23 protein-coding genes and 1 riboswitch are annotated in these 26,920 nt (G+C 71.9%); of the genes, 14 read left to right on the plus strand and 9 right to left on the minus strand.

The features are described 5' to 3' along the window. The 4 genes from B351_RS0108295 to B351_RS0108310 form a co-directional block, all read left to right on the plus strand. The coding region (locus B351_RS0108295) for an SbcC/MukB-like Walker B domain-containing protein (protein ID WP_019398572.1) at nucleotides 1–2,305 on the plus strand (2,305 nt) is incomplete at its 5' end. Between the two features lie 110 nt (nucleotides 2,306–2,415). Next, entirely contained in the window at nucleotides 2,416–2,898 is a 483-nt protein-coding gene (locus tag B351_RS0108300; protein ID WP_019398573.1) for a hypothetical protein, read from the plus strand. A 93-nt stretch (nucleotides 2,899–2,991) separates the two neighbouring features. Then, on the plus strand, nucleotides 2,992–4,092 hold the full coding sequence (locus B351_RS0108305) for a PLP-dependent cysteine synthase family protein (protein WP_019398574.1): 1,101 nt from the start codon (nucleotides 2,992–2,994) through the stop codon (nucleotides 4,090–4,092). Nucleotides 4,093–4,178: 86 nt separating this feature from the next. After that, nucleotides 4,179–6,203 carry a M3 family metallopeptidase gene (locus tag B351_RS0108310; RefSeq protein WP_019398575.1) on the plus strand — a complete coding sequence of 675 codons (2,025 nt, stop codon included), beginning with the start codon at nucleotides 4,179–4,181 and terminating at the stop codon, nucleotides 6,201–6,203. Nucleotides 6,204–6,462: 259 nt separating this feature from the next. Here the strand turns inward: B351_RS0108310 and fabB are convergent, their stop codons facing one another. Both fabB and fabA read right to left on the minus strand, forming a co-directional pair. Then, a complete protein-coding gene (gene fabB, locus B351_RS0108315; protein ID WP_026010511.1) occupies nucleotides 6,463–7,674 on the minus strand; it encodes a beta-ketoacyl-ACP synthase I in 1,212 nt (403 codons plus the stop codon). A gap of 2 nt (nucleotides 7,675–7,676) precedes the next feature. Next, nucleotides 7,677–8,192, minus strand: coding sequence for a 3-hydroxyacyl-[acyl-carrier-protein] dehydratase FabA (gene fabA / locus B351_RS0108320; protein ID WP_019398577.1), 516 nt, complete (start codon nucleotides 8,190–8,192; stop codon nucleotides 7,677–7,679). Between the two features lie 184 nt (nucleotides 8,193–8,376). Between fabA and dinB the strand changes: the two genes are divergently transcribed. Next, nucleotides 8,377–9,495 carry a DNA polymerase IV gene (dinB, locus tag B351_RS0108325; RefSeq protein ID WP_019398578.1) on the plus strand — a complete coding sequence of 373 codons (1,119 nt, stop codon included), beginning with the start codon at nucleotides 8,377–8,379 and terminating at the stop codon, nucleotides 9,493–9,495. Nucleotides 9,496–9,632: 137 nt separating this feature from the next. Then, entirely contained in the window at nucleotides 9,633–11,417 is a 1,785-nt protein-coding gene (locus B351_RS0108330; RefSeq protein WP_019398579.1) for a DUF885 family protein, read from the plus strand. A 52-nt stretch (nucleotides 11,418–11,469) separates the two neighbouring features. On the opposite strand, the gene btuB is transcribed toward B351_RS0108330, so the two are convergent. Then, a complete protein-coding gene (gene btuB / locus B351_RS0108335; protein WP_026010512.1) occupies nucleotides 11,470–13,332 on the minus strand; it encodes a TonB-dependent vitamin B12 receptor in 1,863 nt (620 codons plus the stop codon). Nucleotides 13,333–13,451: 119 nt separating this feature from the next. After that, a riboswitch (cobalamin riboswitch) is annotated at nucleotides 13,452–13,689 on the minus strand. A 74-nt stretch (nucleotides 13,690–13,763) separates the two neighbouring features. Beyond that, a complete protein-coding gene (locus B351_RS0108340; RefSeq protein ID WP_019398581.1) occupies nucleotides 13,764–14,249 on the minus strand; it encodes a GAF domain-containing protein in 486 nt (161 codons plus the stop codon). 105 nt (nucleotides 14,250–14,354) lie between these two features. On the opposite strand from B351_RS0108340, the gene bioD reads away from it, so the two are divergent. Beyond that, the gene (gene bioD / locus B351_RS0108345) at nucleotides 14,355–15,038 is read left to right on the plus strand and encodes a dethiobiotin synthase (RefSeq protein ID WP_026010513.1); all 684 of its coding nucleotides are present in this window, start codon (nucleotides 14,355–14,357) and stop codon (nucleotides 15,036–15,038) included. Nucleotides 15,039–15,066: 28 nt separating this feature from the next. Here the strand turns inward: bioD and B351_RS0108350 are convergent, their stop codons facing one another. The 4 genes from B351_RS0108350 to B351_RS0108365 form a co-directional block, all read right to left on the minus strand. Continuing rightward, a complete protein-coding gene (locus B351_RS0108350; RefSeq protein WP_019398583.1) occupies nucleotides 15,067–16,083 on the minus strand; it encodes a zinc-binding alcohol dehydrogenase family protein in 1,017 nt (338 codons plus the stop codon). Nucleotides 16,084–16,376: 293 nt separating this feature from the next. Beyond that, nucleotides 16,377–16,760, minus strand: a complete 384-nt coding sequence (locus B351_RS0108355) for a phasin family protein (protein WP_019398584.1) — start codon at nucleotides 16,758–16,760, stop codon at nucleotides 16,377–16,379. Nucleotides 16,761–16,934: 174 nt separating this feature from the next. Then, nucleotides 16,935–17,288, minus strand: coding sequence for a 6-carboxytetrahydropterin synthase QueD (gene queD, locus B351_RS0108360; protein ID WP_019398585.1), 354 nt, complete (start codon nucleotides 17,286–17,288; stop codon nucleotides 16,935–16,937). 121 nt (nucleotides 17,289–17,409) lie between these two features. Continuing rightward, nucleotides 17,410–18,810: a DEAD/DEAH box helicase gene (locus B351_RS0108365; protein ID WP_019398586.1), complete on the minus strand. Its 1,401-nt coding sequence runs from the start codon at nucleotides 18,808–18,810 to the stop codon at nucleotides 17,410–17,412. Nucleotides 18,811–19,170: 360 nt separating this feature from the next. On the opposite strand from B351_RS0108365, the gene B351_RS0108370 reads away from it, so the two are divergent. Together B351_RS0108370 and maiA are read left to right on the plus strand one after the other, a co-directional pair. After that, nucleotides 19,171–20,163: a fumarylacetoacetate hydrolase family protein gene (locus B351_RS0108370; RefSeq protein WP_019398587.1), complete on the plus strand. Its 993-nt coding sequence runs from the start codon at nucleotides 19,171–19,173 to the stop codon at nucleotides 20,161–20,163. 37 nt (nucleotides 20,164–20,200) lie between these two features. Continuing rightward, on the plus strand, nucleotides 20,201–20,863 hold the full coding sequence (gene maiA / locus B351_RS0108375) for a maleylacetoacetate isomerase (protein ID WP_019398588.1): 663 nt from the start codon (nucleotides 20,201–20,203) through the stop codon (nucleotides 20,861–20,863). Between the two features lie 58 nt (nucleotides 20,864–20,921). Here the strand turns inward: maiA and B351_RS0108380 are convergent, their stop codons facing one another. Further along, nucleotides 20,922–22,052, minus strand: coding sequence for a PilT/PilU family type 4a pilus ATPase (locus B351_RS0108380; RefSeq protein WP_019398589.1), 1,131 nt, complete (start codon nucleotides 22,050–22,052; stop codon nucleotides 20,922–20,924). A 101-nt stretch (nucleotides 22,053–22,153) separates the two neighbouring features. On the opposite strand from B351_RS0108380, the gene B351_RS0108385 reads away from it, so the two are divergent. The 5 genes from B351_RS0108385 (at nucleotide 22,154) to B351_RS0108405 (ending at nucleotide 26,889) form a co-directional block, all read left to right on the plus strand. Then, the gene (locus B351_RS0108385) at nucleotides 22,154–22,555 is read left to right on the plus strand and encodes a DUF4398 domain-containing protein (protein ID WP_019398590.1); all 402 of its coding nucleotides are present in this window, start codon (nucleotides 22,154–22,156) and stop codon (nucleotides 22,553–22,555) included. Beyond that, a complete protein-coding gene (locus tag B351_RS0108390) occupies nucleotides 22,552–23,445 on the plus strand; it encodes an OmpA family protein (protein ID WP_019398591.1) in 894 nt (297 codons plus the stop codon). The genes B351_RS0108385 and B351_RS0108390 overlap by 4 nt, the downstream gene beginning before the upstream one ends. Before the next feature lie 391 nt (nucleotides 23,446–23,836). Then, the gene (locus B351_RS0108395) at nucleotides 23,837–24,052 is read left to right on the plus strand and encodes a YdcH family protein (RefSeq protein ID WP_019398592.1); all 216 of its coding nucleotides are present in this window, start codon (nucleotides 23,837–23,839) and stop codon (nucleotides 24,050–24,052) included. A gap of 183 nt (nucleotides 24,053–24,235) precedes the next feature. Continuing rightward, nucleotides 24,236–25,612, plus strand: a complete 1,377-nt coding sequence (locus B351_RS0108400) for a pyridoxal-phosphate dependent enzyme (protein WP_019398593.1) — start codon at nucleotides 24,236–24,238, stop codon at nucleotides 25,610–25,612. Between the two features lie 95 nt (nucleotides 25,613–25,707). After that, complete coding sequence (locus tag B351_RS0108405; protein ID WP_019398594.1) at nucleotides 25,708–26,889, plus strand: cystathionine gamma-synthase; 1,182 nt, start codon at nucleotides 25,708–25,710, stop codon at nucleotides 26,887–26,889. The last annotated feature ends 31 nt before the right edge of the window (nucleotides 26,890–26,920 follow it).

Here is a 26,920-nt window from a genome sequence, read left to right on the forward strand (position 1 = left end):
GCGCGAGCCGCTGCGGGAAGTCGCCGCGCTGCGCCTGCCGGGCGTGGACGAGGCCGGCCTGGCGACGGCGCTGGCGCCGCTGGACGCGCTGCATGCCGAGGTGGCCGCAACGCCGGATGGCGACGGCGAGGGCCCGGCGCCGGATGCGTTCCATGCGCGCCTGAAGCAGGCCCTGGCCGCGGCCGCCCCGGTGCAGGCCACGGTCGCCGCCTGGGCACGGCAGTCGCACGAGGCCTGGCAGCTGGCGCGCGCGCGTCGCGACGCCCTGCGCGGCAACCAGCAGCGCGTGGACGCCGGCCAGGCCAACCTGCGCGACGAGGTCATGCGCCTGCTCAACCACCTGCGCGAGGCCGGGATCGAGGCGCGCCCGGTATGCGACCTGGTGCGGGTGACCGACAAGCGCTGGCAGCCGGCGATCGAGGCCTACCTGCGCAGCCATGTCGAGGCCCTGCTGGTTCCGGCCGGGCAGGAGGAGGACGCGGTGCGGGTGTACCGCTCGCTGCAGGGCGCGCGCGCGGTGTACGGGGTCAAGCTGGCCCTGCCCAGCCAGGCCCGCGCCCACCGCCAGGACCGCCTGGCCGAGGACAGCGTCGCCGCCCTGGTCGAGGGCGAGGACGCCGACGCGGTGGCCTACCTGCGCCGCCAGCTCGGCGACCTGCGCTGCGTGGAGACCGAGGCGGAGGTGGTGCGCAGCCGCCAGGGCCTGACCCGCGACGGCCTGGTGGCCAAGGGCGGCGGCATCGAGCGCCGGCGCCTGCCGTCCAGCGGCGAGCTGAAGATCGGCGTGGCCCAGGACGGCGAGCGCCTGCGCCTGCTGCGCGCCGAGCTGGAGAACGCCGAGCGCGAGCTGCGCCAGTGCGAGCCGGAGGCGCGCCGGGCCGAGGGCCTGCGCCAGAAGCTGGCGCGGCTGGAGGGCGAGGACGTGGCCCGCGGCCTGCACGAGCTGCTGCTGCAGTACCGCCAGGTGCTGGCGCGCTACCAGGCGCTGGAGCGCAGCCAGGCCGAGGCGGTCGACCCGGACCTGCTGCGCCTGGGCGAGCGCGCCACCGCGCTGAAGGCGCAGGTGCAGAAGGCCGAGGCCACCATCGAGGCCCTGGTGCGCGCCGAGGCCCTGGCCCAGGGCGAGCTGGAGCGCCGCCAGGCGCTGCTGCGCGCGCTGCAGGCGCAGGAGGAGATCGTCGCCCGCAACGCGGTGGAGGCCTTCCGCGACCCGCACGTCGATCCCAACCGGGTCGAACAGCTGCGCGAGGAGCTGGAGGCCAAGGGCACCGGCCTGGAGGAGGCGCGCAACCTGTGCGAGCGGCGTGCCCAGGACAACGATCGCCAGCTGGCCGCGCTGCTGCCGGAGGCCTGGAGCCAGCTGCAGCGCTATGCCGGCGCCCACGGCCTGGACCTGGACTTCGCCGCCGACGCCTGGAAGCCGGCGCGCGCGCTGATGCAGCGCGAGCTGGTGCAGCTGCGCGAGACCGAGCTGGTCAACTACCGCGCCGAGGCCGAGCGCGCCTACGAGACCGCGGTGGAGACCTTCCGCTCCAACGTCGCCAACACCCTGCACGACAACTTCGTGCGGTTGAAGGCGCAGATCGACGCGCTCAACCGCACCTTGCGCAACAGCCCGGCGTTCTCCAACAACGAGCGCTACCGCTTCCACTACGAGGTGGTGGCCGAGTACAGGGACCTGCACCGCTTCATCCAGAAGGTGGCTGACGTCGGCGCCGAGGACACCCTGTTCGGCACTGCCGGCGAGGTGCCGGAGGCGTTCCGCCAGCTGATCGAGGACAGCGCCAGCGCGAAGCTGGCTGCCTCGCCGCTGGACGACTACCGCCGCTTCTTCCACTTCGGCGTGGAGATCCGCCAGGACGACCGCGTGGTCGGCACCCTCAGCGAGCGCATGCGCTCGGGCTCCGGCGGCGAGCACCGCGCGCCGCTGTACGTGATCGCCGGCGCCGCACTGGCCGCGGCCTACGGCAAGAGCGAGGCGCACCCGGGCGGCATGGGCGTGATCCTGCTGGATGAGTTCGGCGACAAGATCGACGCCCAGAACGCGCGCGCCACCACCAACTACCTGCGCTCGCTGGGGCTGCAGCTGGTGCTGGCGGCGCCGGATACCGCCCAGGGCACCCTGTCCGGTGTGCTGGACAGCTATATCGAGCTGTTCCGCGACGGCGACCTGCTGCAGGCCGAGCGGGTGGAGGTGAAGGAGGCGGCGCGCGAGCTGCTGCTGTCCGACCAGTTCGACCTGCACCCGGAACTGCTGGCCGAGGAACTGGAGCGGCTGGCGCGGGAGACCGGCGCCACGGCCTGACACGTCCCTGGACGGAACGCCTGCCTGGCTGGCACTCGTCCCCGGCGGCTGCCAGCACGGCGCGCCGGACCGTACTAGTCTCGAACCTGTCTTCATGGCAGGAGGAAGACATGTTCGAGATGAAGCAGGGCGCGCCGGCCGAGCTGTGGCAGGCGCTGGTGCGGGAAGCAGCCGGGCGCGCCGGCCACCCGCTGGACGAATCGCGCGAGGCCTACCTGGTGTTCGTGTTGCTGCGCTACCAGGGCGACGCGCAGCTGCTGGCGCACACCCATGCCTTGGACTGGTTCCGCGCCCAGGAGCAGGTGGGGCGGCTGCGCGCCGATGCCCTGCGCGACGTGGGCGACCGCTGCCTGCTGGTGGCCGGGCTGTTCCCGGGCCTGGCCGCGCGCCGTCGGGTGAGCGTGGACTACTTCGTGGAACTGGGCCGCGGCGCCTACCGCGGGGTGGCCGAGGCCAGCCGCGCTGCCTATGCCGCCCTGTTCGGCCAGTTGGCCGAGGGCTACCGCGAACTGGTGCAGGTGTTGCGCGGCCTGCGTGGCGAGCCGCAGTTCCGGCACGCCTGGCCGGCACCGGCGGGGCAGACCCGCCACTGAACGCGCTGGCGGGGCGCCGCGCGGCGGCCCGGCCCGGGTCCGGTCCCCGGGGCCGAGGGGGATAATCGGGTCTTTCCGTTCCCGTGCACCGCCATGTCGCAGCGCGAGTGGGTGGCCGCCGCCATCCGCAAGATCGAGGCCGACTTCAACCGTTCGGCCGATACCCACCTGATCCCGATGCCGCTGCCCGGCTACCCGGGCATCGACGTCTACCTCAAGGACGAATCCAGCCACCCGACCGGCAGCCTCAAGCACCGTCTGGCGCGCTCGCTGTTCCTGTACGCGCTGGCCAACGGCTGGCTGCACGAGGGCAGCACCGTGGTGGAGGCCTCCAGCGGTTCGACCGCGGTGTCGGAGGCCTATTTCGCCCGCCTGCTGGGCCTGCCGTTCATCGCCGTGATCCCGGCCTCGACCTCGCCGGAGAAGATCGCCGCGATCGAGTTCCAGGGCGGCCGCTGCCACCTGGTCGAGAGCGCCTGCTCGCTCAATGCCGAGTCCGAGCGGGTCGCGCGCGAGACCGGCGGGCACTTCATGGACCAGTTCACCTACGCCGAGCGGGCCACCGACTGGCGCGCGAACAACAACATCGCCGAGGCCATCTTCAAGCAGATGGCGCAGGAGCCGCACCCGGTGCCGGCCTGGATCGTGTGCGGCCCGGGCACCGGCGGCACCAGTGCCACCCTCGGCCGCTACGTGCGCTACCGCCGCCACGCCACCCGGGTGCTGTGCGCCGACCCGGAGGACTCGGTGTTCTTCGACTACTACCGCGGCGCGCGCGAGGGCCGCGGCGACCCGGGCCTGTCGCTGCCGCGCGGCTCGCGCATCGAGGGCATCGGCCGGCCGCGGGTGGAGGCCAGCTTCATCCCCTCCTGCGTGGACGCGATGGTCAAGGTGCCCGACGCCCTGAGCCTGGCGGCCATGCGCCACGTCAGCGCGGTGCTGGGGCGCCGCGTCGGCGGCTCCACCGGCACCAACTTCGTCGGCGTGCTGCGCGCGGCCCAGGCGATGCACGAGGCGGGGCAGGGCGGCTCGATCGTCACCATCCTGTGCGACAGCGGCGACCGCTACGCGCACAGCTACTACAACCCGGACTGGTACCGCCGCCACGGCATCGAGGTGGAGCAGGCGGACCGCGCCATCGCCGCCGCGGTGGCCGGGGAACCGCTGCCGCTGGAGGCCTGCGGCGAGCTGTGAACCGCCCCGGCGCGGGTTGAATTCCGCGCCGCCGGGGCCATCTGTCATGACATGCGCGGCGCCGCCGCATCGCCCCCCGAGGTCCCATGGACAATCCGCTGCTCGACTTCTCCGGCCTGCCCCGCTTCGACCAGATCCGGCCCGGGCACATCGGCCCGGCCATCGATGCCCTGCTGGCGCAGGCCGAGGCCGCGGTGAAGCACGCCGAGACCGTCAGCCCGGTGACCTGGGACGGCTTCGTCGCCCCGCTGGAGGACGCCACCGAGCGCCTGTGGCGGGGCTGGGGGCCGGTCCAGCACCTGCAGGCGGTGGTGGACACGCCGGAGCTGCGCGAGGCCTACAACGCCAACCTGCCCAAGGTGACCCGCTTTGGCGCGGCGCTGGGCCAGAACCTGGCGCTGTACTCGCAGTACAAGACCCTGGCCGCCTCGCCCGAGTACGCCGGCTACGACCCGGTGCGGCGCAAGGTGGTGGAGAACGCGCTGCGTGACTTCCGCCTGGGGGGCGCCGAGCTGGACGAGGCGGCCAAGCAGCGCTTTGCCGCCATCCAGGAGGAACTGGCCGCGCTGTCGGCGAAGTTCGCGCAGAACGTGCTGGATGCCACCGACGCCTTCGCCCTGTACGTGGAGGACGAGTCGCGCCTGGCCGGGCTGCCGGCCGAGGTGGTCGCCGCCGCGCGCGCCGCCGCGGAGAAGGACGGCAAGCCAGGCTGGAAGCTGACCCTGCAGATGCCGTGCTACCTGCCGGTGCAGACCTACGCCGAGGACCGCGGCCTGCGCGAGGCGCTGTACCGCGCCCACGGCCTGCGTGCCTCCGAGGCCGGCCCGGCCGAGTGGGACAACAGCGGCAACATCGACCGGATCGTCGCCCTGCGCGGCGAGCTGGCGGCCCTGCTGGGCTTTTCCAGCTACGCCGAGTATTCCCTGGCGACCAAGATGGCGCAGAGCCCGGACGAGGTGCTGGCCTTCCTGCGCGACCTGGCCGCGCGCGCGCTGCCGTACGCGCGCCGCGACCGCGCCGAGCTGGAGGCCTTCGCCCGCGACGAGCTGGGCCTGGATGAGCTGCAGCCCTGGGACATCGCCTGGGCCAGCGAGAAGCTCAAGCAGGCCCGCTACAGTTACTCCGAGCAGGAGGTGAAGCAGTACTTCACCGAGCCGAAGGTGCTGGGCGGCCTGTTCGCCGTGATCGAGTCGCTGTACGGGGTGAAGGTGAAGCCGGACAGCGCGCCGGTGTGGCACGAGGACGTGCGCTTCTACCGGGTGGAGGACGCGCACGGCCGCCTGCTCGGCCAGTTCTACCTTGATCCGTACGCGCGCGAGGGCAAGCGCGGCGGCGCGTGGATGGACGACTGCCGCAACCGCCGCATGCGCGCCGACGGCGTGCAGACGCCGCTGGTGTACCTGGTGTGCAACTTCGGCAAGGGCGTGGACGGCAAGCCGGCCACCCTGGGCTTCAACGAGGTCACCACCCTGTTCCACGAGATGGGCCATGGCCTGCACCAGCTGCTGACCGCGATCGGCGAGTTGCCGGTGGCCGGCATCAATGGCGTGGAATGGGACGCGGTGGAGCTGCCCAGCCAGTTCATGGAGAACTTCTGCTGGGAGTGGGAGCGGGTGCAGGCGATGACCGCGCACGTGGACAGTGGCGCGCCGCTGCCGCGCGCGCTGTTCGAGCGGATGCTGGCGGCGAAGAACTTCCAGGCCGGCATGTTCACCGTGCGCCAGCTGGAGTTCGGCCTGTTCGACATGGAGCTGCACAGCCGCTTCGATCCGGCGCAGGACAGCGTGCTGCAGCTGCTGGAGCGGATCCGCGACGAGGTCGCGGTCAACCGCGCCCCGGCCTGGCACCGCTTCCCGCACCAGTTCAGCCACATCTTCGCCGGTGGTTACGCGGCCGGGTACTACAGCTACAAGTGGGCCGAGGTGCTCAGCGCCGACGCCTATGCCGCGTTCGAGGAAGCGCCTGGCCAGCTTGCCGAGACCGGCGCGCGCTTCCTGCGCGAGATCCTCTCCCGCGGCGGCAGCCGCAGCGCGCTGGAGAACTTCAAGGCCTTCCGCGGCCGCGAGCCGAGCATCGACGCCCTGTTGCGCCACAACGGCATGGCGGCGTGAGAGCTCCTCTCCCTCTTTCCGGACGGGAGAGGGGACGGGTGTGAGGGCGGGCTTCGGGCACGTTTTGGTGTGTGGCTTCGCTTGGCTTTTGCGCGTGGCCCGGCAAGGCCGGAGGCCGCCTCCGCACTGGGTTGGTGCCGGTCCCTTGCCTGGCCGCCCAATCGGGCGGCGACCCTGTCCCACCAATCACGAATCCCGAATCACGAACACAAAAAAGCCCGGCGAAAGCCGGGCTTTTTTGTGTTCGTCAGCGCGTCACTTACACCCGCGCGAACACCAGGGTGGCGTTGGTACCGCCGAAGCCGAAGCTGTTGGACATCACCACGTCCAGCTGCGCATCGCGACTCTCGCGCGCGATCGGCAAGCCCTCGGCCTTCGGGTCCAGGGTCTCGATGTTGGCCGAGCCGGCGATGAAGCCGTCGCGCATCATCAGCAGGCTGTAGATCGCCTCGTGCACGCTGGCCGCACCGAGCGAGTGGCCGGACAGCGCCTTGGTCGAGGAGATCGGCGGCATGTCCTCGCCGAACACCTCGCGCACCGCGTTGAGCTCGACGATGTCGCCCAGCGGGGTCGAGGTGCCGTGGGTGTTGAGGTAGTCGATCTTGCGCCCGCCCAGGCCTTCCAGCGCCATGCGCATGCAACGCACCGCGCCTTCGCCGGACGGGGCCACCATGTCGGCGCCGTCGGAGGTCACGCCGTAGCCCACCAGCTCGGCGTGGATGCGCGCGCCGCGGGCCACTGCGTGGTCCCAGTCCTCCAGTACCAGCATGCCGCCGCCGCCGGCGATGACGAAGCCGTCGCGGCCGGCATCGTACGGGCGCGAGGCCTTCTCCGGGGTCTCGTTGTACGAGGACGACAGCGCGCCCATGGCGTCGAACATCACGCTCATGGTCCAGTCCAGGTCCTCGCCGCCGCCGGCGAACACCACGTCCTGCGCGCCGTGGCGGATCAGGTCCGCGGCCGCGCCGATGCAGTGGGCCGAGGTCGCGCAGGCGGCGCTGATCGAATAGCTGACGCCCTTGATCTTGAACGCGGTGGCCAGGTTGGCCGACACGGTCGAGCACATCGTGCGCGGGACCATGTACGGGCCGACCTTGCGCACGCCCTTCTCGCGCAGCAGGTCGGCGGTCTCCACCTGCCAGCGGCTGGAGCCGCCGCCGGAGCCGGCGACCAGGCCAGTGCGCGGGTGGCTGACCGTGGCCTCGTCCAGGCCGGCGTCGGCGATGGCGTCGCGCAGGGAGACGTAGCTGTAGGCCGCCGCGTCGCTCATGAAGCGCTTGAGCTTGCGGTCGATCACCGCGTCCAGGTCCAGGTCCACCGCACCGCCGACCTGGCTGCGCAGGCCGTGCTCGGCGGCGTCGGGCAGGTGGCGGATTCCGGCGCGTCCTTCGCGCAGCGCGGCCGAGACGGTGTCCAGGTCGTTGCCCAGGCAGGAAGCGATGCCCATGCCGGTAATGGCGACGCGACGCATGGTCAGAAATCCTCCGTCGAGGTGAACAGGCCCACGCGCAGGTCCTTGGCGGTGTAGATCTCGCGACCGTCCACCAGCATGCGCGCATCGGCCTGGGCCATCACCAGCTTGCGGTTGATCACGCGGCTGATGTCGATCTCGTAGGTGACCAGCCTGGCGGTCGGCAGCACCTGGCCGAAGAACTTGACCTCGCCGCAGCCCAGGGCGCGGCCGCGGCCCGGGGCGCCCAGCCAGGTCAGGTAGAAGCCGACCAGCTGCCACATGGCGTCAAGGCCCAGGCAGCCGGGCATCACCGGATCGCCGATGAAATGGCACTGGAAGAACCAGAGGTCCGGGCGGATGTCGAGCTCGGCGCGGATGAAGCCCTTGCCGTACTTGCCGCCGTCCTCGTTGATCTCGACGATGCGGTCGAACATCAGCATCGGGTCGGCGGGCAGGCGGGCGTCGCCGGTGGCGAACAGCTCACCACGGGCGCTGGCTTCCAGCTGCTCGCGGGTGAACGAAGAAGCGCGGTTCATGCGGAATCCGGTGGAGAAAGCACTAAAAGCGTGCCCGAGGGCGGCGTTTCAATCAAATGTTTGACGCCGGCGCGCCCGGCGACCACCCGCCGCCGGCCCATCCATCCGCGCGCGGCGGTCTGCCTGGCGGGCCGCGGGCGCCGGGTCGCGCCGGGTGCGCCGCGGCGGTCCACAATGGCGGGCGATGCAGTCCCCGCCCGTTCCCGCCCAGCGCAAGATCATCCACGTGGACATGGACGCGTTCTACGCGTCGGTCGAGCAGCGCGACGATCCCTCCCTGCGCGGCCGCCCGGTGGTGGTGGCCTGGCGCGGGGCGCGCTCGGTGGTGTGCGCGGCCTCCTACGAGGCGCGCAGGTTCGGGGTGCGATCGGCCATGCCGGCACTGCGCGCCGAGCGCCTGTGCCCGGACGCGGTGTTCGTGCCGCCGGACTTCCCGCGCTACCGCGCGGTCTCCCGCCAGGTGCGGCAGATCATGCTCGAGCACACCGACCTGGTGGAGCCGTTGTCGCTGGACGAGGCCTACCTGGACGTGACCGTGAACAAGACCGGCCTGCCCAGCGCCACCGCGGTGGCCGAGGCGATCCGCGCCAGGATCCGCGCCGAGACCGGGCTGACCGCCTCGGCCGGGGTGGCGCCGAACAAGTTCCTGGCCAAGATCGCCTCGGACTGGAACAAGCCCGACGGCCTGTTCGTGATCCGCCCGCAGCACGTGGAGCGGTTCCTGACCCCGCTGCCGGTGGAACGCATCCCCGGGGTGGGCAGGGTGATGCAGGGCAAGCTGGCGCAGTTGGGCATCGCCACCGTCGGCGACCTGCGCCAGCGCCCGCTGGAGGAACTGCAGCGGCGCTTCGGCAGCTTCGGCGCGGCCCTGTACCGGCGCGGGCGCGGCATCGACGAGCGCCCGGTGGAACCGGAGCAGCCGGTGCGCTCGGTTTCCTCCGAGGACACCTTCGCCCAGGACCTGCCGCTGGAAGCGCTGGAGCCGGCGATCCGGCAGCTGGCGGAAAAGACCTGGAACGCCTCCCGCCGCGCCGGCCGCGCCGGGCACACCGTGGTGCTCAAGCTCAAGACCGCGCAGTTCCGCATCCTTACCCGCAGCCTGACCCTGGAGCGGCCGCCGGCCTCGGCCGCCGAACTGGGCGAGCTGGCCTGCGCCCTGCGCGCGCGGGTGGCGCTGCCGGCCGACACCCGCTACCGGCTGGTAGGCGTGGGCCTGTCCGGCTTCCGCGACGCCGAGGAAGTGGCGCCGCAGGGCGACCTGTTCGGCGAGCTGGCCGTGCCCGCGGACGCGCCGGCGCGCTAGCCCCTTTGGCAGGGGCGGGGGTGCGGACCGCCGGCTACCATCCGCCATCCGCGCCTGCCGGCGCGATCGGCGTCGCCGCGGCCTTGCGCGAACATCGGCCGTGGACGGCGCCGCCCAGCCGCCAATCCGGAGCCTTCATGTCCCAGCTGTCCCGCGCCTCCGTCCTCGCCCTGTCCCTGCTGCTGGCCCCGGGCCTGGCCGCCGCCAGCCCGGCCGCCGCTGCCAACCGCCCGGCCGCCGAAGCCAGCGCCGCCGCGCAGGCCCTGCGCGAGCTGTACACGGCCGAGTGGGAATGGCGCCAGCGCGAGTACGGCTACGAGTACGTCGAGGGTCGCTGGCAGCCGGGCAGCCGCCTGCCCGCGGTCGCCCCGCGCGACTGGGAGCGGCGCGTGGCCTACTGGGAGCAGGTGCTGCGCAGGCTCGACGCGATCCCGGCCGCGGCGCTGCCGCCGGAGGAGCGGATCAACGCCGAGGTGTTCCGGGCGATGGTGGAGGCCGACCTCAACAACGCCCGCTGGCGCACCTGGGAGGCGCCGTTCAACAGCGACAGCTTCTTCTGGGCCGAGATCGTGCCCTGGGCGCCGTACCGCAGCGAGGCCGAGTGGCGCCGCTTCATCCAGCGCCTGCGCGACGTGCCGCGCTACTTCGCCGACCAGCGCGCCAACATGGAGGCCGGCCTGGCGCGCGGCTGGAGCGTGCCGCGCGCCTCGCTGGACGGGCGCGACCGCACCATCGAGCCGTACACCCGCACCGGCGCCGGCAACCCGGCGCTGGACGTGTTCGACGCGATCCCCGCCTCGGTCCCGGAGGAGGTGCGCCGCGCCCTGCGCGAGGAAGGCCGCAAGGTGGTGCTGGAACAGGTGGTGCCGGCCTACGCCGGGCTGCTGGACTACTTCCGCAACCAGTACCTGCCGCGCACCCGTACCACGGTCTCGGCGCGCGACCTGCCCGGCGGCGCGGAGTTCTACCGCAGCCAGATCCGCGAATACGTGACCTTGGACATGACCCCGGAGCAGGTCCACCAGCTGGGCCTGGCCGAGGTCGAGCGGATCTCGGCGGAAATGCGCCAGGTGATGGCGCGCGCAGGCTTCCAGGGCAGCTTCGCCGAGTTCCTGCAGTTCCTGCGCACCGATCCGCGGTTCTACGCCAGGACCCCGCGCGAGCTGCTGGCGGCGGCCTCGTACCACGCCAAGCGCATCGACGGCGAGCTCAACCACGTGATCGGCACCCTGCCGCGCTACCGCTTCACCATCCGCCCGGTGCCGGACGACATCGCGCCCAACTACACCTCCGGCCGCGGCGGCCTGGAGTCGTGCCTGTTCAATACCTGGGACCTGCCGTCGCGGCCGCTGTACAACCTGCCGGCGCTGGTGCTGCACGAGTGCGCCCCCGGCCACAGCCTGCAGGCCGCGCTGGCGCTGGAGGCGCCGGCGCGCCCCGAGTTCCGCCAGCAGGTGTACTTCTCCGGCTACGGCGAGGGCTGGGGCCTGTACACCGAATGGCTCGGCACCCAGATGGGGATCTACGAGACCCCGTACGAGGAGTTCGGCCGCCTGACTTTCGAGATGTGGCGCGCCGCGCGCCTGGTGATCGACACCGGCCTGCACGAGTACGGCTGGAGCCGGCAGCAGGCGATCGACTACCTTGCCAGCCACACCGCGCTGGCGCACATCGACATCGTCAACGAGGTCGACCGCTACATCTCGTGGCCGGGGCAGGCGCTGTCCTACTACGTCGGCTACCGCACCATCCTCGACCTGCGCCGCGAGGCCGAACGCGAGCTGGGCGCGCGCTTCGACCAGAAGGCCTTCCACGACCGCATCCTCGGCCTGGGCGCGGTGCCGCTGACGACCCTGCAGCGCGAGGTGCGCGCGTTCATGGCCGAGGCCAGGGACAAGCCGGCGGCGGCCGCGGCGCCCTGATCCGCGGGGCGCGGCGCGGACGGACGGCGCCGCCCGCACCACCGGCGCGCGCTCAGGGCGTGCGGTACTGCAGCGCCAGCGCGTACTCGCGGCCGGGCTGGTTGTACCAGGCCACGGTCTCGTACTGGCGGTCGAACACGTTGCTGGCCTTGGCCTGCACGGTCCAGGCCGGGGACAGGGTCCATTCCAGGCGCAGGTCGAGCAGGCCGTAGCCCCCCAGGCGGGTGGTATTGGCCACGTCGTCGTAGCGCCGGCCGGCGCCGCTGACGGTCAGGCCGGCGGCGAACGCGCCGAAGCGGCGGTCCAGGTCGATCCGACCGCTGCGGCGCGCGCGCCGCGGCAGCCAGTTGCCGTCGTTGAGGCCGTCGCTGTCGTTGCGCGGATCCAGCCAGCTCAGTTCCAGCGCCAGGTCGAAGCCGGCCAGCGCGGTGGCCGCGGTCAGCTCGGCGCCGCGGATGCGGGCGCGGTCGATGTTCACCAGGTTGAAGCCGGTGTCATAGCCGATCAGTTCGTCGATCCGGGTCTGGAACACGTCCACGCCCAGGCTCCAGCCTTCGCCCTGGCCGTGCACGCCAAGGTTCACGCTGCGCGACTCCTCCGGTTCCAGCAGCGGATTGCTGAAGCCGGGGTAGTACAGGTCGTTGAAGGTCGGCGCCTTGAAGCCGGTTCCGGCGCTGGCGGCCAGGCGCCAGGTCCCGTCCAGGTCGAAGCCGTAGCCGAGGCTGCCGGTGGCGTGGTTGCCGAACTGGGCGTTGTCGTCGTTGCGCGCGCTGGCCTGCAGCGAATGCGCGCCGAAGCGGCCCTGGTACTCGACGAAGGCGCCGAGGTTGTCGCGGCGGCCGCGCTCGAAGCCGGCGCTGCTGGAAACGCGGTCGTCCTGCCAGTCCAGTCCGGCGCTGAACAGCTGCCCCGCGCCGAAGCCGGCGTCCAGCTGCAGCGAGGCCAGGTCGCGGCGGGTACGGTAGCTGTTGACCAGGCGGCGCGCGCCGTCCTGGCGGTAATAGCCCTCGGCGTCGTCGCGGGTGCGGCCGGCCTGGGCCTGCAGCGAGACGCGCTCGCCCAGGCGCCAGTCCAGGCGCGCGCCGGCCACCTGCTGCAGGTTGTCGGCCTCGTTGCCGCTGTACGGGCCGCCGTCGTACTCGTTGCGGCTGTCCGAATCCAGCAGGTGCGCCTGCAGCTCCACGTCCTCGCCAAGCTTGGTCCCGGCGCGCAGGTTGAGCGAGTTGTTGCGGTGGCCGTCGCGGTCCGGCTCGTCGACATAGCAGCCGGCGCCCCAGCCGGCGGCGGTGCCGCGGCAGGCGTCGAAGCCGTCTTCCTCGCGGTGGCCGGCGCGGGCGGAGACCCAGCCGCGCTCGCCGCGCCAGGACAGGCCGGCATTGGCCTCGCGCAGGGCGTGGCTGCCCACCCCCAGGCGCAGGTCCTGGCGCAGGCCCTTGCCGGCGCCGCGGGTGAACACCTGGATCACGCCGCCGATCGCCTCCGGGCCGTACAGGCTCGAGCGCGGTCCGCGCACGATCTCGATCCGCTCCACCTGGTCCAGCGGGATGTCCTGCAGCGCCGGCATGCCGTTGCTGGCCGCGCCGATGCGCATGCCGTCCACCAGCATCAGCACGTGGTCGGACTCGGTGCCGCGCAGCATCAGCGCGCTGACCTTGCCGTGCCCGCCCTGGTTGGACAGGTTGACGCCGGCGCGGCCGCGCAGCAGGTCCTGCAGCGAGCCGGCCTGGCTGCGCTCGATGGTGGCGCGGTCGATCACCTGCACCGGAACCAGGCTCTCGTGCACGGACTGGACGGTGCGGGTGGCGGTGACCACGACCTCGTCCAGGTCGGTGGCGGCCTCCAGCGCGCAGGCGCTGGCCGGCGCCAGGGCCGCGGCCACGGCAAGGCATAGGGGACGGAACGGGAACGGCTTCATGCATCTCTCCTGCTGTCGCGCACGCCCGCGCGACCGGTGGCGTGGGGCTGCGAGGGAGAGAGGCAAACGCCAGGCGCGTGCGACCGCACGCGGCTGCCGCCCGCAATGCCCTCCGCATCGCAACCAGTCGTCTTCCGGGCCGGTCTCCGGGCTCGCGGGCGAACAGGCGCATGGCCTGCTCCATCCGGGCGCCTTCCCATGCGCGGGGCACAGTGGCGGTGTTGCCCGGACTTGTCCTGCTTACCGTTGCGGGGGCAGCGCCGGAATGTCCGCGCGGCCCTGCGGCCGCGGCGGAGTCACCGGCTTCCCGTTTCAACCGCGGCCCATGCCGCGGTCACCCGAAAGTGGGCGCAGTCTATGCCTATCGGCGGGGGGGGGCAATGGAGCGGGGTGGCGGGCAGGCCGTGCAGCCATGCCCGCGGACCGTGCGGTCAGCGTAGCGACTGCACGAACGCGGCGGCGATGGCTTCCAGGCCGGCCTGGTCCTCGGCGTCGAAGCGGTCGGGCTCCGGGCTGTCCAGGTCGAACACGCCGAGCAGGGTGTCGCCGCCCACCAGCGGCACCACCAGCTCCGAGCGCGAGGCCGAATCGCAGGCGATATGCCCGGGGAAGGCGTGCACGTCGGCCACGCGCTGGGTCTGGCGGGTACGCGCGGCCGCGCCGCACACGCCCTTGTCCAGCGGGATGCGCACGCAGGCCGGCAGGCCCTGGAACGGACCCACGACAAGTTCCTTGCCGTCGTAGAAGTAGAAGCCGACCCAGTTGAGCGCGGGCAGGGCGTGGTAGACCAGCGAGGACAGGTTGGCGGCGTTGGCGACGCGGTCGCGCTCGCCGTGCAGCAGGCCGCGCACCTGGGCCAGGAGCTGTTCGTACTGTTCCGGCTTGCTGCCGGTAAGCGGGATGGCGGAGAAGGACATGCGCGCATGTTACCCGCAGCGCTGGCCGGGCATCGCCCGGATCGCGGGATGCTGCGTGGCGCGTATGATCCGCCGGCCGCATCGTGCGGCCGCCTGGAGTTGGACATGGACCTGCGCAGCCTCGACCGCCTCTACGTCACCGGCACCGATACCGGCGCCGGCAAGACCGTCGCCAGCTGCAGCCTGCTGCATGCGCTGCGCCGGACCGGGCGGCGCGCGGTGGGGATGAAGCCGGTGGCCAGCGGTTGCGCGCTGGTGGATGGCGCCTGGCGCAACGAGGATGCGCTGGCGCTGCAGGCGGCCAGCGCGCCGCGCCCGGCCTACGCCGACCTCAACCCGTTCGCGTTGCCGCAACCGCTGGCGCCGGAACTGGCCGCGCGCGCCGCGGGCATCGAGGTCGCGCTGCCACCGCTGCTGGAGGCCTTCGCCCGCCTGCGCGCGCAGGCCGACGTGGTCGTGGTCGAAGGCGTGGGCGGCTGGGCCGCGCCGTTGGCCGGCGACCTGGACCAGGCCGACCTGGTGCGTGCGCTGCGCGCGCCGGTGGTGCTGGTGGTCGGGATGCGCCTGGGCTGCCTCAACCATGCGCGGCTGACCGCGCGCGCCATCGCCGCCGACGGCCTGCGCCTGGCCGGCTGGATCGCCAGCGAGGTCGATCCGGACATGGCCTGCCGCGAGGACAACCTGGAGCTGCTGTCCGCGCGCCTGGACGCGCCCTGCCTGGGACGGCTGCCGTACGTGCCGGCGCCCGATCCGGAACGCATGGCGGCAGGATTGGCGCTGGCCGGCTGAACCCGACGGGCCAGCGCCAGGGGCAGCATCAGTCGAAGCCGGCCAGGGTGGTCTTGCCGATCGCCGTGCCGCTCTCCAGCAGCGCGTGCGCCTTGCGCAGGTTGGCGGCGTTGATCGTGCCCAGCGAGCCGGTGCGGGTGGTGGCGATGGTCCCGGCGTCCGCCAGGCGCGCCACCTCGCGCAGGATCTCCTGCTGGCGCTGCAGGTCGGCGGTGCCGAACAGCGGGCGGGTGAACATCAGCTCCCAGTGCAGCGACAGGCTCTTGCGCTTGAGCGGCATCACGTCCAGCGCGGCCGGGTCGTCGATCAGCGCGATCCGGCCCTGTGGCGCGATCAGCTCCACGACATCGGCCAGGTAGCGGTCGGTATGGGTGGTGGAGAACACGAACGCCGGCGCGCCGATGCCCAGCGCCGCGACCTGCGGCGCCAGCGGCTGGCGGTGGTCGAGCACGTGGTGGGCGCCCATCTTCTTCACCCACTCCACCGTTTCCGGGCGCGAGGCGGTGGCGATCACGGTCAGCCCGGTCAGGGCCCGCGCCAGCTGCACGGTGATCGAGCCGACGCCGCCGGCGCCGCCGATCACCAGCAGGGCATTGGCCGCGCCCGGCACCGGGTCGTCCACGCGCAGGCGGTCGAACAGGGTTTCCCAGGCGGTCAGCGAGGTCAGCGGCAGCGCCGCGGCGTCCTCGTCGCCCAGGGTCTGCGGCGCATGCGCGGCGATCCGCGCGTCCACCGCCTGCAGCTGGGCATTGCTGCCGGGACGGTCGATCTGGCCGGCGTAGAACACGCGGTCGCCGGGCTGGAATCCCTGCACCTGGCTGCCCACCGCGCGCACCCGGCCCACGGCATCCCAGCCCAGGATGCGGTGCTCGCCCGGCTCGGGCCGCGCCGAGAGACGCACCTTCACGTCCACCGGGTTGACCGAGATCGCCTGCACTTCGACCAGCAGGTCGTGCGCCGCGTACTCCGGATCGGGCATTTCCAGGTCCAGCAGCGAGCGCGGGTCGGAAACAGGCAGGGGTTGTGCGGTACCGATCGCTTTCATGGCGTGCTCCACGCTGTCGGGGGAGCGCAATTTCGCGCTTCTCCCGTTGCCATGGAAGTGCCCGCCGGGCGTGCGCACGGTGATGGCGCCGGCGATCCCACCGCCGAGGGCCTGGGACGTCGCGCATGCCTCGCGCACCCCGGTTGCCGGGGCCGGCCGCCCTGGGCGGCGGCGCCAACCGGGGGAAAAAAAAGGCCCGGCAGCGGGAGGGGATGCTGCCGGGCCCGGGTTTGCGCGGGGGAGGGAACCGCGCAAAGACTTGAATCGTGGTCCGGGCCGCGGCCCGGGATGGCTCAGCGCTTGCGCGCGGCCTTGGCGACGGTCGCCTGCACCTGGCTGGTGGCGCTCTCGAACTGGCTCTTGGCCAGTTCGCCCAGCGCCTCGCCGGTCTTGAGGGTCAGGCCGATGACTTCCTGGCCGGCGGCGGCAACGCGCTCGGCGTTGTCGCGGGCCACCTGCAGGCCCTTCGGCAGCAGGGTGCGGTAAGCATCCAGGTCGCGCGCCTCGGCGAGTTCGCCCAGGTAGCTGGTGGTCGCCTCGACGTTCTTCTCCAGGGTGCGCAGCTGCACGCCGAACAGCGACTCGGCGTTCTCGAGGGCCAGGCGGTTCACCCGCGCGGCCACGGCCGCAAACTGGTGGGTATAGGCGCTGAGCTGCTCGTTGAACTGGTAGGACATGGCTGGCTCCAGTACGGATCACCTCTATGGTGCGATGCAGCATACCCCGTCCTTTTGTGCGATGCAACATCGCCCGCAACCGTTGTTCTGCTTTGTGAAGGCGCGCACGAAAACGCCGCCGGCACGGGCCGGCGGCGCGGGAGGAGGGCAGGGGCGGCCCGGCAGGTCGCCGGCTCAGCCGCGGTAGCGGCAACCGGAGGTGCAGGTCTCGTGGACCACGACCTCGCTCAGCAGCGGCACCGAGGGCTTGAGCCGGGCCCAGATCCAGGCGGCCAGGTTCTCGCTGGTCGGGTTTTCCAGGCCTGGGATCTCGTTGAGGTAGTGGTGGTCCAGCTGCTCGTACAGCGGCTTGAACGCCGCCTTGAGGTCGGCGAAGTCCATCACCCAGCCGGCCTGCGGGTCGACCGGCCCTTCCACGTGCAGTTCCACCCGGAACGAGTGCCCGTGCAGGCGCGCGCATTTGTGGCCCTCGGGCACGTTGGGCAGGCGGTGCGCCGCCTCGAGGGTGAAGACCTTGAAGATTTCCATGGCGTGGATTGTCGTTCGTGGCCGGGCGGGCGGGCAATGCCACGGGCTGGGCCCGTTGCGGGTCCCGGGACGGGAACGGCAGCCGTGGCTGCCGTTCCATCCTGCGCGTTATCCGTGGATATCAGCGGTTGGCGTCGCGGCGCGGGCCGCCGCCATTGCGCTGCTGGTTGCGCTGCTGGGCATGGGTGGCGGCCGCCGGCGCGCGGTTGCCGCGACCATTGCCGCCGCGGTTGCCGGCGCGATTGCCGGCATGGGCGTGGGCCTGGCCTTCGCCGCCGCCATGCGGACGCCGGCCGCGGCCGCCGCCGGGCTTGCGCGGCGGGCGCTGGCCGCCCGGCTGCTCGGCCTTGCCCGGCGCGCTGTTGCCCCAGCGGATCGGCACCTGCGGCTCGAACCCGGGCAGGTCGCGGATCTCCATGTCGCGGCCGAGCAGGCGCACGATCTGGCGCAGCAGCTTGGCGTCGTCCTGCGAGACCAGCGACAGCGCCTCGCCGTTGGCGCCGTTGCGGCCGGTGCGGCCGATCCGGTGCACGTAGTCCTCGGCGACCATCGGCAGGTCGTAGTTGATCACCCGCGGCAGCTGGTCGATGTCGATGCCGCGCGCGGCGATGTCGGTGGCCACCAGCACGTTGACCTTGCCGGACTTGAAGTCGCCCAGCGCGCGCAGGCGCTGGCTCTGGCTCTTGTTGCCGTGGATCGCCGCGGCGCGGATGCCGGCCTTCTCCAGGTGCGTGGCCAGCTTGTCGCTGCCGTGCTTGGTCTTGGCGAACACCAGGGTCTGCACCCGGGTGTCCTGGCCCAGCAGGTGCAGCAGCAGCTCGCGCTTGCGCGCCGCGTCGACCGGGTGCACGCGGTGGGCGATGGTCTCGGCCACGGTGTTCTGCGGGGTGACCTGGACCTCGCGCGGGTTGCGCATGAACTCCATCGCCAGCTGCTTGATCGACTCGGGGAAGGTGGCCGAGAACAGCAGGGTCTGGCGGTTCTGCTTCGGCAGCTTGGCCAGGATGCGCTTGATCGAGGGCAGGAAGCCCATGTCGAGCATGCGGTCGGCCTCGTCCAGGACCAGGATCTCGATCCCGGACAGGTCGATGCTGCGGCGTTCGATATGGTCGATCAGGCGGCCCGGGCAGGCGATCACCAGGTCCACGCCGCGGCGCAGCGCATCCAGCTGGTTGCCCATGCCCACGCCGCCGTAGACCACGGCGCTGGGGATGCGCAGGTACTTGCTGTAGCCGCGCAGGCTGTCGTGCACCTGGGTGGCCAGCTCGCGGGTGGGCGCCAGGACCAGGGCGCGCGGCTTGCGCGGCCCGCTGACCTTCTGCGGCGCGGTGCCCAGGTGCTGCAGCAGCGGCAGGCCGAAGGCGGCGGTCTTGCCGGTGCCGGTCTGGGCGCCGGCCAGCAGGTCGTGGCCGGCCAGCGCCAGCGGAATGGCCTGCTGCTGGATCGGGGTAGGGGTTTCGTAGCCCTGCTCGGCAAGCGCGCGCAGCAGGAAGGGCGCAAGGCCCAGGGATTCGAACGACATCGGGGAACACTCCATGGATGACCCGCGGCGGCTGCCGCCGGGTGGCCGTCAAGGCCGATGACTCGGAGCGTTCCCGTGAATCCGCGCTGCGAGAAGGGATGGGCCGGAAAGGTCCGGCGCGAATGCCAGGCGGAAGGCGTCGGGGATGGAGCGGGACGCCGGAGCTGTTCCGGCGCTGCCGGTCCCTGGGGGAAACGGACGGCCGCTGGCAATCGGTGCGCGCATTCTACGGCAAGAGCGCCGGCGGCGCCCGGCGCGGCCGCGGGAAGCATTCAGGCGCGCCCCGCGGCGATGCTTTCGGGTGAAACCGTCCGTGCCGAGCCGCTACAATCCGCCATCCACAGCCAGCAGGAGCGCGCAATGAAGCTCGGAACCCTCAAGGAAGGCGGCCGCGACGGCACCCTGGTCGTGGTCTCCCGCGACCTGTCCCGCGCCGTGCGCGCCACCGGCATCGCCGCCACCCTGCAGCAGGCCCTGGACGACTGGCAGCGTGCCGCGCCGCGCCTGGTGGCGCTGGCCGAGGCGTTGGAGCAGGGCCAGGCCGCGGACGCGTTCGAGCTGGACCACGCCACCCTGGCCGCGCCGCTGCCACGCGCCTACGAATTCGTCGACGGCAGCGCCTACCTGCCGCACGTGGAGCGGGTGCGCCGCGCCCGCGGCGCCGAGGTGCCGGAGAGCTTCTACACCGACCCGCTGATGTACCAGGCCACCAGCGCCGGCTTCCTCGGCCCGCGTGACCCGGTGCGCGTGGTCAGCGAGGACTACGGCATCGACCTGGAGGCCGAGATCGTGGTGGTCACCGACGACGTGCCGATGGCGGTGACGCCGGAGCAGGCCGCCGGCCATATCCAGCTCGTCGGCCTGGTCAACGACGTGTCCCTGCGCAACCTGATCCCGGCCGAGCTGGCCAAGGGCTTCGGCTTCCTGCAGTCCAAGCCGCGCTCGGCGCTGGGCCCGGTGTTCGTGACCCCCGACGAGCTGGGCGATGCCTGGCGCGGCAACAAGCTGCACCTGCCGCTGGTCACCCACTACAACGGCGAGTGGTTCGGCGCCCCGGAGGCGGGCGAGGACATGCAGTTCGATTTCGCCCAGCTGGTCGCGCACGCGGCCAGGACCCGGCCGCTGGCGGCCGGCACCATCGTCGGCTCCGGCACCATCGCCAACCAGGACGTGTCCCGGGGGGCCTCGTGCTTCGCCGAGCGGCGCACGGTCGAGGCCCTGCGCGACGGCAAGCCGTCCACGCCGTTCATGAAGTTCGGCGACCGCATCCGCATCGAGATGTTCGACCGCCAGGGCAACAGCATCTTCGGCGCGATCGAGCAGCGCATCGAACCGCAGCCGCCGGCGGCCTGAGGCCGGCCCACGCAGGCGCGCCGCACCGGGAGGCAGGATGTCCGCGCAACTGACGCTTTACACCTACTGGCGTTCCAGCGCCGCCTACCGCGTGCGCATCGGCCTGGCGCTCAAGGGCCTGGACTACGCCAGCGAGCCGGTGCACCTGGTCCGGGATGGCGGCCAGCAGCACGCGCCCGCGTTCGCCGCGCTCAATCCGCAGGAGCTGGTGCCTGTGCTCAGGCACGGCGATCTGGTGCTGCGGCAGTCGCTGGCCATCCTCGAGTACCTCGACGAGACCTGGCCCGAGCCGGCATTGCTGCCGGCCGACGCCGCCGGCCGCGCGCGGGTGCGCGCGCTGGCCCAGGCGATCGCCTGCGACGTGCATCCGCTCAACAACCTGCGCGTGCTGCAGTACCTGGAGCACGGGCTGGAACAGGCCCAGCCGGCGCGCGAGGCCTGGGTCCGGCACTGGATCGGGCTGGGCCTGGACGCGCTGGAACGGCTGCTGGCCGGCGATCCGGCCACCGGCCGCTTCTGCCACGGCGATGCGCCCGGCATGGCCGACTGCGTGCTGGTGCCGCAGCTGTACAACGCCCGCCGCTTTGGCCTGGACCTGGCGGCGTGGCCGGCGATCGCCCGGATCGGGGCCGCCTGCGCCGCGCTGCCGGCGTTCGCCGCGGCGGCGCCGGAGGCGCAGCCGGACGCGCCGCGTTCCTGAGCCTGCAAAGGCAAGGGGCCGCGCAGTGCGCGGCCCCCGGGTCCACCGCGGCCAGGCTTCAGACGAAGCCGTGGCTGATGCCGGCGCTGGGCTGGTTGAGGTCGGCGTAGGGATCGTGCTCGCCCTCGGCGCCCTCGGACAGGCGGAACTTCAGCGCCAGGCCGTCGCGCGAGTCGGCCGCGCGCAGCGCTTCCTCCTGGTCGATCCGGCCCTGCTTGACCAGCCGGAACAGGCACTGGTCGAAGGTCTGCATGCCTTCCTCCAGCGAGGCCTCCATCGCCGCCTTGATCTCGTGCACCTGGCCGCGGCGCAGCAGGTCGCGGATCATCGGCGTGTTCAGCAGCACCTCGGTGGCCGGCAGGCGGCGGCCGTCGATGCCGCGGACCAGGCGCAGCGAGACCACCGCGCGCAGGTTCAGCGCCAGGTTCATCAGCACGTTCTTGTGCGCGCTCTCGGGGAAGAAGTTGAGGATGCGCTCGATGGTCTGGTCGGCGTTGTTGGAGTGCAGGGTGGCCAGGCACAGGTGGCCGGTCTCGGCGAACGCGATCGCTGCCTCCATGGTCTCCGCGTCGAGGATCTCGCCGATCAGGATCACGTCCGGCGCCTCGCGCATGGCGTTCTTCAGCGCGTTGTGGAAGGCGTGGGTGTCCAGGCCCACCTCGCGCTGGTTGACGATCGACTTCTTGTGCTTGTGCAGGTACTCGATCGGGTCCTCGATGGTGAGGATGTGCCCGGTCATGTTGCTGTTGCGGTAGTCGATCATCGACGCCAGCGAGGTCGACTTGCCCGAGCCGGTGGAGCCGACGATCAGCACCAGCCCGCGCGGGGTCATGATGATGTCCTTCAGCACCTCCGGCAGGTTCAGTTCCTCGATGGACGGGATCACGCTGCGGATCGCGCGGATCACCATGCCCACCTCGCCGCGCTGCTTGAACACGTTGACGCGGAAGCGGCCGGCGTCGGCCACGGCGATGGCCATGTTCAGCTCCAGGTCGCGCTCGAACTGCGGCACCTGGCCCTCGTCCATCAGGGAATAGGCGATCTTCTTGACCATGCCCGGCGGCAGCCCGGTGTTGCCGAGCGGGTAGAGCTTCCCTTCGATCTTGATGTAGACCGGCGCCCCGGTGGTCAGGAACATGTCCGAGGCATTCTTCTCGGTCATCAGCTTCAGGAAGTAGCCGATATCCATTAAGTGACGTTCCCCAATAGCAAGGTGCCCGGGCATCCATTTGCATGGACGCCTCCGGCTTCCGACAATGGCCGCGACCCCAAGGGACGCGACTTTCCCCGATGAACGATCCTAGCTTCGCATACTTCCGCAGGACCCTGTACGCGCTGGTATGCACTTTCGGGCTGGTTGTCACGGCCCAGGCGCAGACCGCCCTGCCGGCCGTGCAGCAGGCCGAGCGCGCGGTACTGGAGGCCCAGCAGGCCGACGCCGACCATTACGCCCCGGACCTGATCGAGGCCGCCCGCCAGGGGCTGATCGAGGCCCAGGCGCTGGCCGCCTCGCGCTCGCGCAGCGACCAGCGCAACGCCGAGGCCCGCGCCCGCCGGGTGGCGGCCGATGCCGACCTGGCCCGGGCCCGCAGCGAGCTGGCCAGGGCCGAGGCGGACGTGTTGCAGCGCCGGCAGGAGGTCGATGGCCTGCGCCGGCAGCTGGGCCTGGCCCGGCTGGAGGGCGCCGAATGAGCGCGCGCCGCCTGTCCGGTCCACTGGCCGCCTGCCTGCTGCTGGCCCTGGCCGCCCCCGCGCTGGCCGCCGAGGACGCCGACGCGGCGCGCCTGCGCGCGCGGCTGGAGGCGCTGCAGGCCGATCCGTCGCTGGCGCGGGGCGCCGGCCTGGAGCTGCTGCAGGCCCAGCAGGCGATTGCCGCCCTGGAGCAGGCCCGCCGCAGCGACCGCCCCGAGGCCCTGTACCTGGCCGAGCGCCGGGTCGAGATCGCCGAGACCATGGGCCGCGCCGCGGCCGCCCGCGGCGAGCTGGCGCGGCTGGAGTTGCAGCGCAGCGAACTGCTGGTGGAAGCCAGTCGGCGCGAGGTCGAGAGGGCCCGCCGCGAGGCCGAGCAGCTGCGCATCCAGGCCCAGATCCAGGCCGAGGAGGCCGAGCGCCTGCGCCTGGCCGCCGAGGCCGAGGCGCTGGCGCGCAGCGAGGCCGAGGCGGCGCTGGGCAAGGCCGCCGGCCGGCAGAGCGCGCAGGTGAGCGCGGCGCGGCGCAAGGAAGCCGAGCTGGCCCGCCAGGAGGCGGAGCTGGTGTCCGGAAAGAAGCTGCCGGCCTCGACCTTCGGCAGCCAGGGCGAGGTCTTCGTGCTGCCCGGCGCGGTCTTCGCCAGCGGCAAGTCCAGCCTCACCGCCGCCGGCAAGGACGCGGCGGAAGCGCTGGCCGCGTACCTGCAGATCGGTGCCCGGCGCTCGGTGCGCATCCGTGCCTGGGACAGCGACCCGAAGGTGGCGATGGCCCGCGCCTCGGCCCTGCGCGACGCCCTGGTGGCGGCCGGGGTGGACAAGGGCAGGATCAAGGCCGACGGCGTCAAGGATCCGGCCACCAGCAAGCGCGCGGCCGAGGTCACCGTCGCCCTCTGACTTCATTTAGGTTTGTAAAATCAATGGCTTGCAGCCGGCGTCTCGCCCTGGTGCGGGACGCCGGGTGGCGCGGTTAACACTTCCGGCGCCTTCACGCCGCGGCCCCTTGAAGGCCCCCGGGCTTGGGAGTAGGGTCGGAATCGAGCCGGCAGCACACCCCCGTGCCGCCGCTCAGATCCGGAGTACGCGCCGATGCTGCATTCCGCCGCTCCCGTCCCTGTCGAAGCCGGGCATCCGCCGCGGCGGCGGCTTGGGGAGCGGAAAATCCCGCATCTGCCGTTCCGGCAATCCTGCGCCCTGGGCTCCCGGCCCGGGGCGTTTGTTTTTCCGGCGCCGGCCAGGACCGCCGGCAGTACGCCGTCAGGGACGTAACGACCCAGGAGGTGCACAGATGTTCGAAGGGCAATCGCAGGCCGAAATCGACGCGCTGATCAAGAGCAACCCCGAATTCAAGCAGCTCTACCAGCGACACCGGCTGCTGGACAAGAAGTGCATGCAGGCCGAACTCGGGGTGCTCCCCATCGACGACATGACCCTGGGGCAGATGAAGCGCGAGAAGCTTGCCGCCAAGGAGCGCCTGTTGCGCATCTACGAACGGTCGCACTGACCGCGATCTCCCGCGTTTCACCGCCGCGGGCGGTGGTGGCCTCCTCGTCGGCCACTGCCGCCCGCGCAATTCTTTCCGGCGCCGGTGCCGCCGCGATGCCCGCCGGCGCCCTTACCGGCGCCGGCGATCCGGCCGATAATCCGGGCTCCGCCGCAACGCGGCGCCCAGGAAACGGACCCGAGAATGGCCCTGCACGCTTCCGTGCTCGAACTCATCGGCCGCACCCCGATCGTCAAGGCGCGCCGCCTGGACACCGGCCCGTGCGAGCTCTACCTCAAGCTCGAGAACTTCAACCCCGGAGGCTCGATCAAGGACCGCATCGGCCTGTCGATGATCGAGGCGGCCGAGCGCCGCGGCGACCTCAAGCCAGGCGCCACCTTGGTCGAAGGCACCGCCGGCAACACCGGCCTGGGCCTGGCGCTGGTGGCCCAGCAGAAGGGTTACAAGCTGATCCTGGTGGTCCCGGACAAGATGAGCCGGGAGAAGATCTTCAACCTCAAGGCCATGGGCGCGGAGGTGGTGCTGACCCGCTCGGACGTGGGCAAGGGCCACCCGGAGTACTACCAGGACCTGGCCGCGCGGATCGCCGCCGAGACCCCGGGGGCGTACTTCATCAACCAGTTCGGCAACCCTGACAACCCGGCCGCGCACGAGTTCGGCACCGGCCCGGAGATCATCGAGCAGATGGCCGCGGCCGGTGGCTTAGACGCGATCGTGTTCGGCTGCGGCAGCTCCGGCACCATGACCGGCCTGTCGCGCTGCTTCGAGAAGCACGCCCCGCACGTGGAGATGGTGCTGGCCGACCCGGTCGGCTCGATCCTGGCCCAGTACATCAACGAGGGCGTGCTCAGCGACAAGTCCGGCAGCTGGCTGGTGGAGGGCATCGGCGAGGACTTCCTGCCCTCGATCTCCGACTTCAGCCGGGTGAAGAAGGCCTATGCCATCCCCGACGCGGAGAGCTTCCACACCGCGCGCGAACTGCTGGAGAAGGAGGGCATCCTCGGCGGCTCGTCCACCGGCACCCTGCTGGCCGCCGCGCTGCGCTACTGCCGCGAACAGACGACGCCGAAGAAGGTCGTGGTGCTGGTGCCGGACACCGGCAACAAGTACCTGTCGAAGATGTACAACGACTACTGGATGCTGGACAACGGCTTCCTGGAGCGCCCGCACCACGGCGACCTGCGCGACCTGATCATGCGCCCGTACGCGCAGCGCGACACCGTGGTGGTCGCCCCGACCGACCTGCTGACCACCGCCTACCAGCGGATGAAGCTGTACGACGTGTCGCAGCTGCCGGTGATGGAAGGCGACCGCCTGGCCGGCATCATCGACGAGAGCGACGTGCTGCTGCACGTGTACGGCGACGAGGCGCGCTTCCGCGACCCGGTCTCGGTGGCCATGGTCACCAAGCTGGAGAAGCTGGACGTGAAGTCGCCGATCGAGGCCCTGCTGCCGGTGTTCGACCGCGGCCAGGTGGCGATCGTCATCGACGGCGACCGCTTCCTGGGCCTGATCACCCGCATCGACCTGCTCAACTACCTGCGCCGGCGGGCGCAGTGAGGGCCGGGCGCCGGTTCCTGGCCGGGACGGGACCGGCGCCAAGGTTTGGTTAAGGGGCGGTTGCTAGAATCCGCGGCTACCTCGAGAGAGCCGCCATGCCCGACCACACCACCCGCGACGGCCTGTCCCCGGACGTTCACGCGTTCGCCACCCTGGCCATCCACGGTGGCCAGGCGCCCGATCCGTCCACCGGGGCGGTGATGCCGCCAATCTACGCCACCTCGACCTACGCGCAGTCCGCGCCGGGCGAGCACCAGGGCTTCGAGTACTCGCGCACCCACAACCCCACCCGGTTCGCCTGGGAGCGCTGCGTGGCCGCGCTGGAGGGTGGCAGCCGCGGCTTCGCCTTCGCCTCCGGCATGGCCGCCAGCTCCACCGTGCTGGAACTGCTGGACAGCGGCGACCACGTGGTCGCCATGGACGACCTCTACGGCGGCAGCTACCGCCTGTTCGAGCGCGTGCGCCGGCGCAGCGCGGCGCTGGACTTCAGCTTCGTCGACCTGGCCGACCTGGACGCGTTCGCCGCGGCGATCACCCCGCGCACGCGCATGGTCTGGATCGAGACCCCGACCAACCCGATGCTCAAGCTGGTGGACATCGCCGCGGTGGCGGAGATCGCCCATCGCCACGGCCTGCTGGTGGTGGTCGACAACACCTTCGCCTCGCCGGCGCTGCAGCGTCCGCTGCAGCTGGGTGCGGACCTGGTCCTGCACTCGGCCACCAAGTACCTCAACGGCCATTCGGACATGGTCGGCGGCGTGGTGGTTGCCGCCAGCGACGAGCTGGGCGAGCGCATGGCCTTCCTGCAGAACTCGGTCGGCGCGGTGCAGGGGCCGTTCGACAGCTTCCTGGCCCTGCGCGGCGCCAAGACCCTGCCGCTGCGCATGCGCGCGCACTGCGAAAACGCCCTGGCGCTGGCGCAGTGGCTGCAGTCGCACCCGAAGGTGGAAAAGGTCATTTACCCGGGCCTGGAATCGCACCCGCAGCACGCCCTGGCGGCGCGGCAGATGTCCGGCTTTGGCGGCATCGTCTCGGTGGTGCTCAAGGGCGGCTTCGAGGCCGCCAGCCGCTTCTGCTCGCGTACCCGGCTGTTCACCCTGGCCGAATCGCTGGGCGGGGTGGAAAGCCTGCTCAACCACCCGGCGGTGATGACCCACGCCTCGGTCCCGCCGGAGCGCCGCGCGCGCCTGGGCATCAGCGATTCGCTGGTGCGCCTGAGCGTGGGCATCGAGGACGTCGGCGACCTGCGGCGCGACCTGGAGGAGGCGCTCCGATGAGCCCCTGGCATGCCGTCGGGGCCCCGCTCCC

The sequence above is a fragment of the Pseudoxanthomonas sp. GW2 genome (assembly GCF_000283075.1).
Lineage (GTDB): Bacteria > Pseudomonadota > Gammaproteobacteria > Xanthomonadales > Xanthomonadaceae > Pseudoxanthomonas.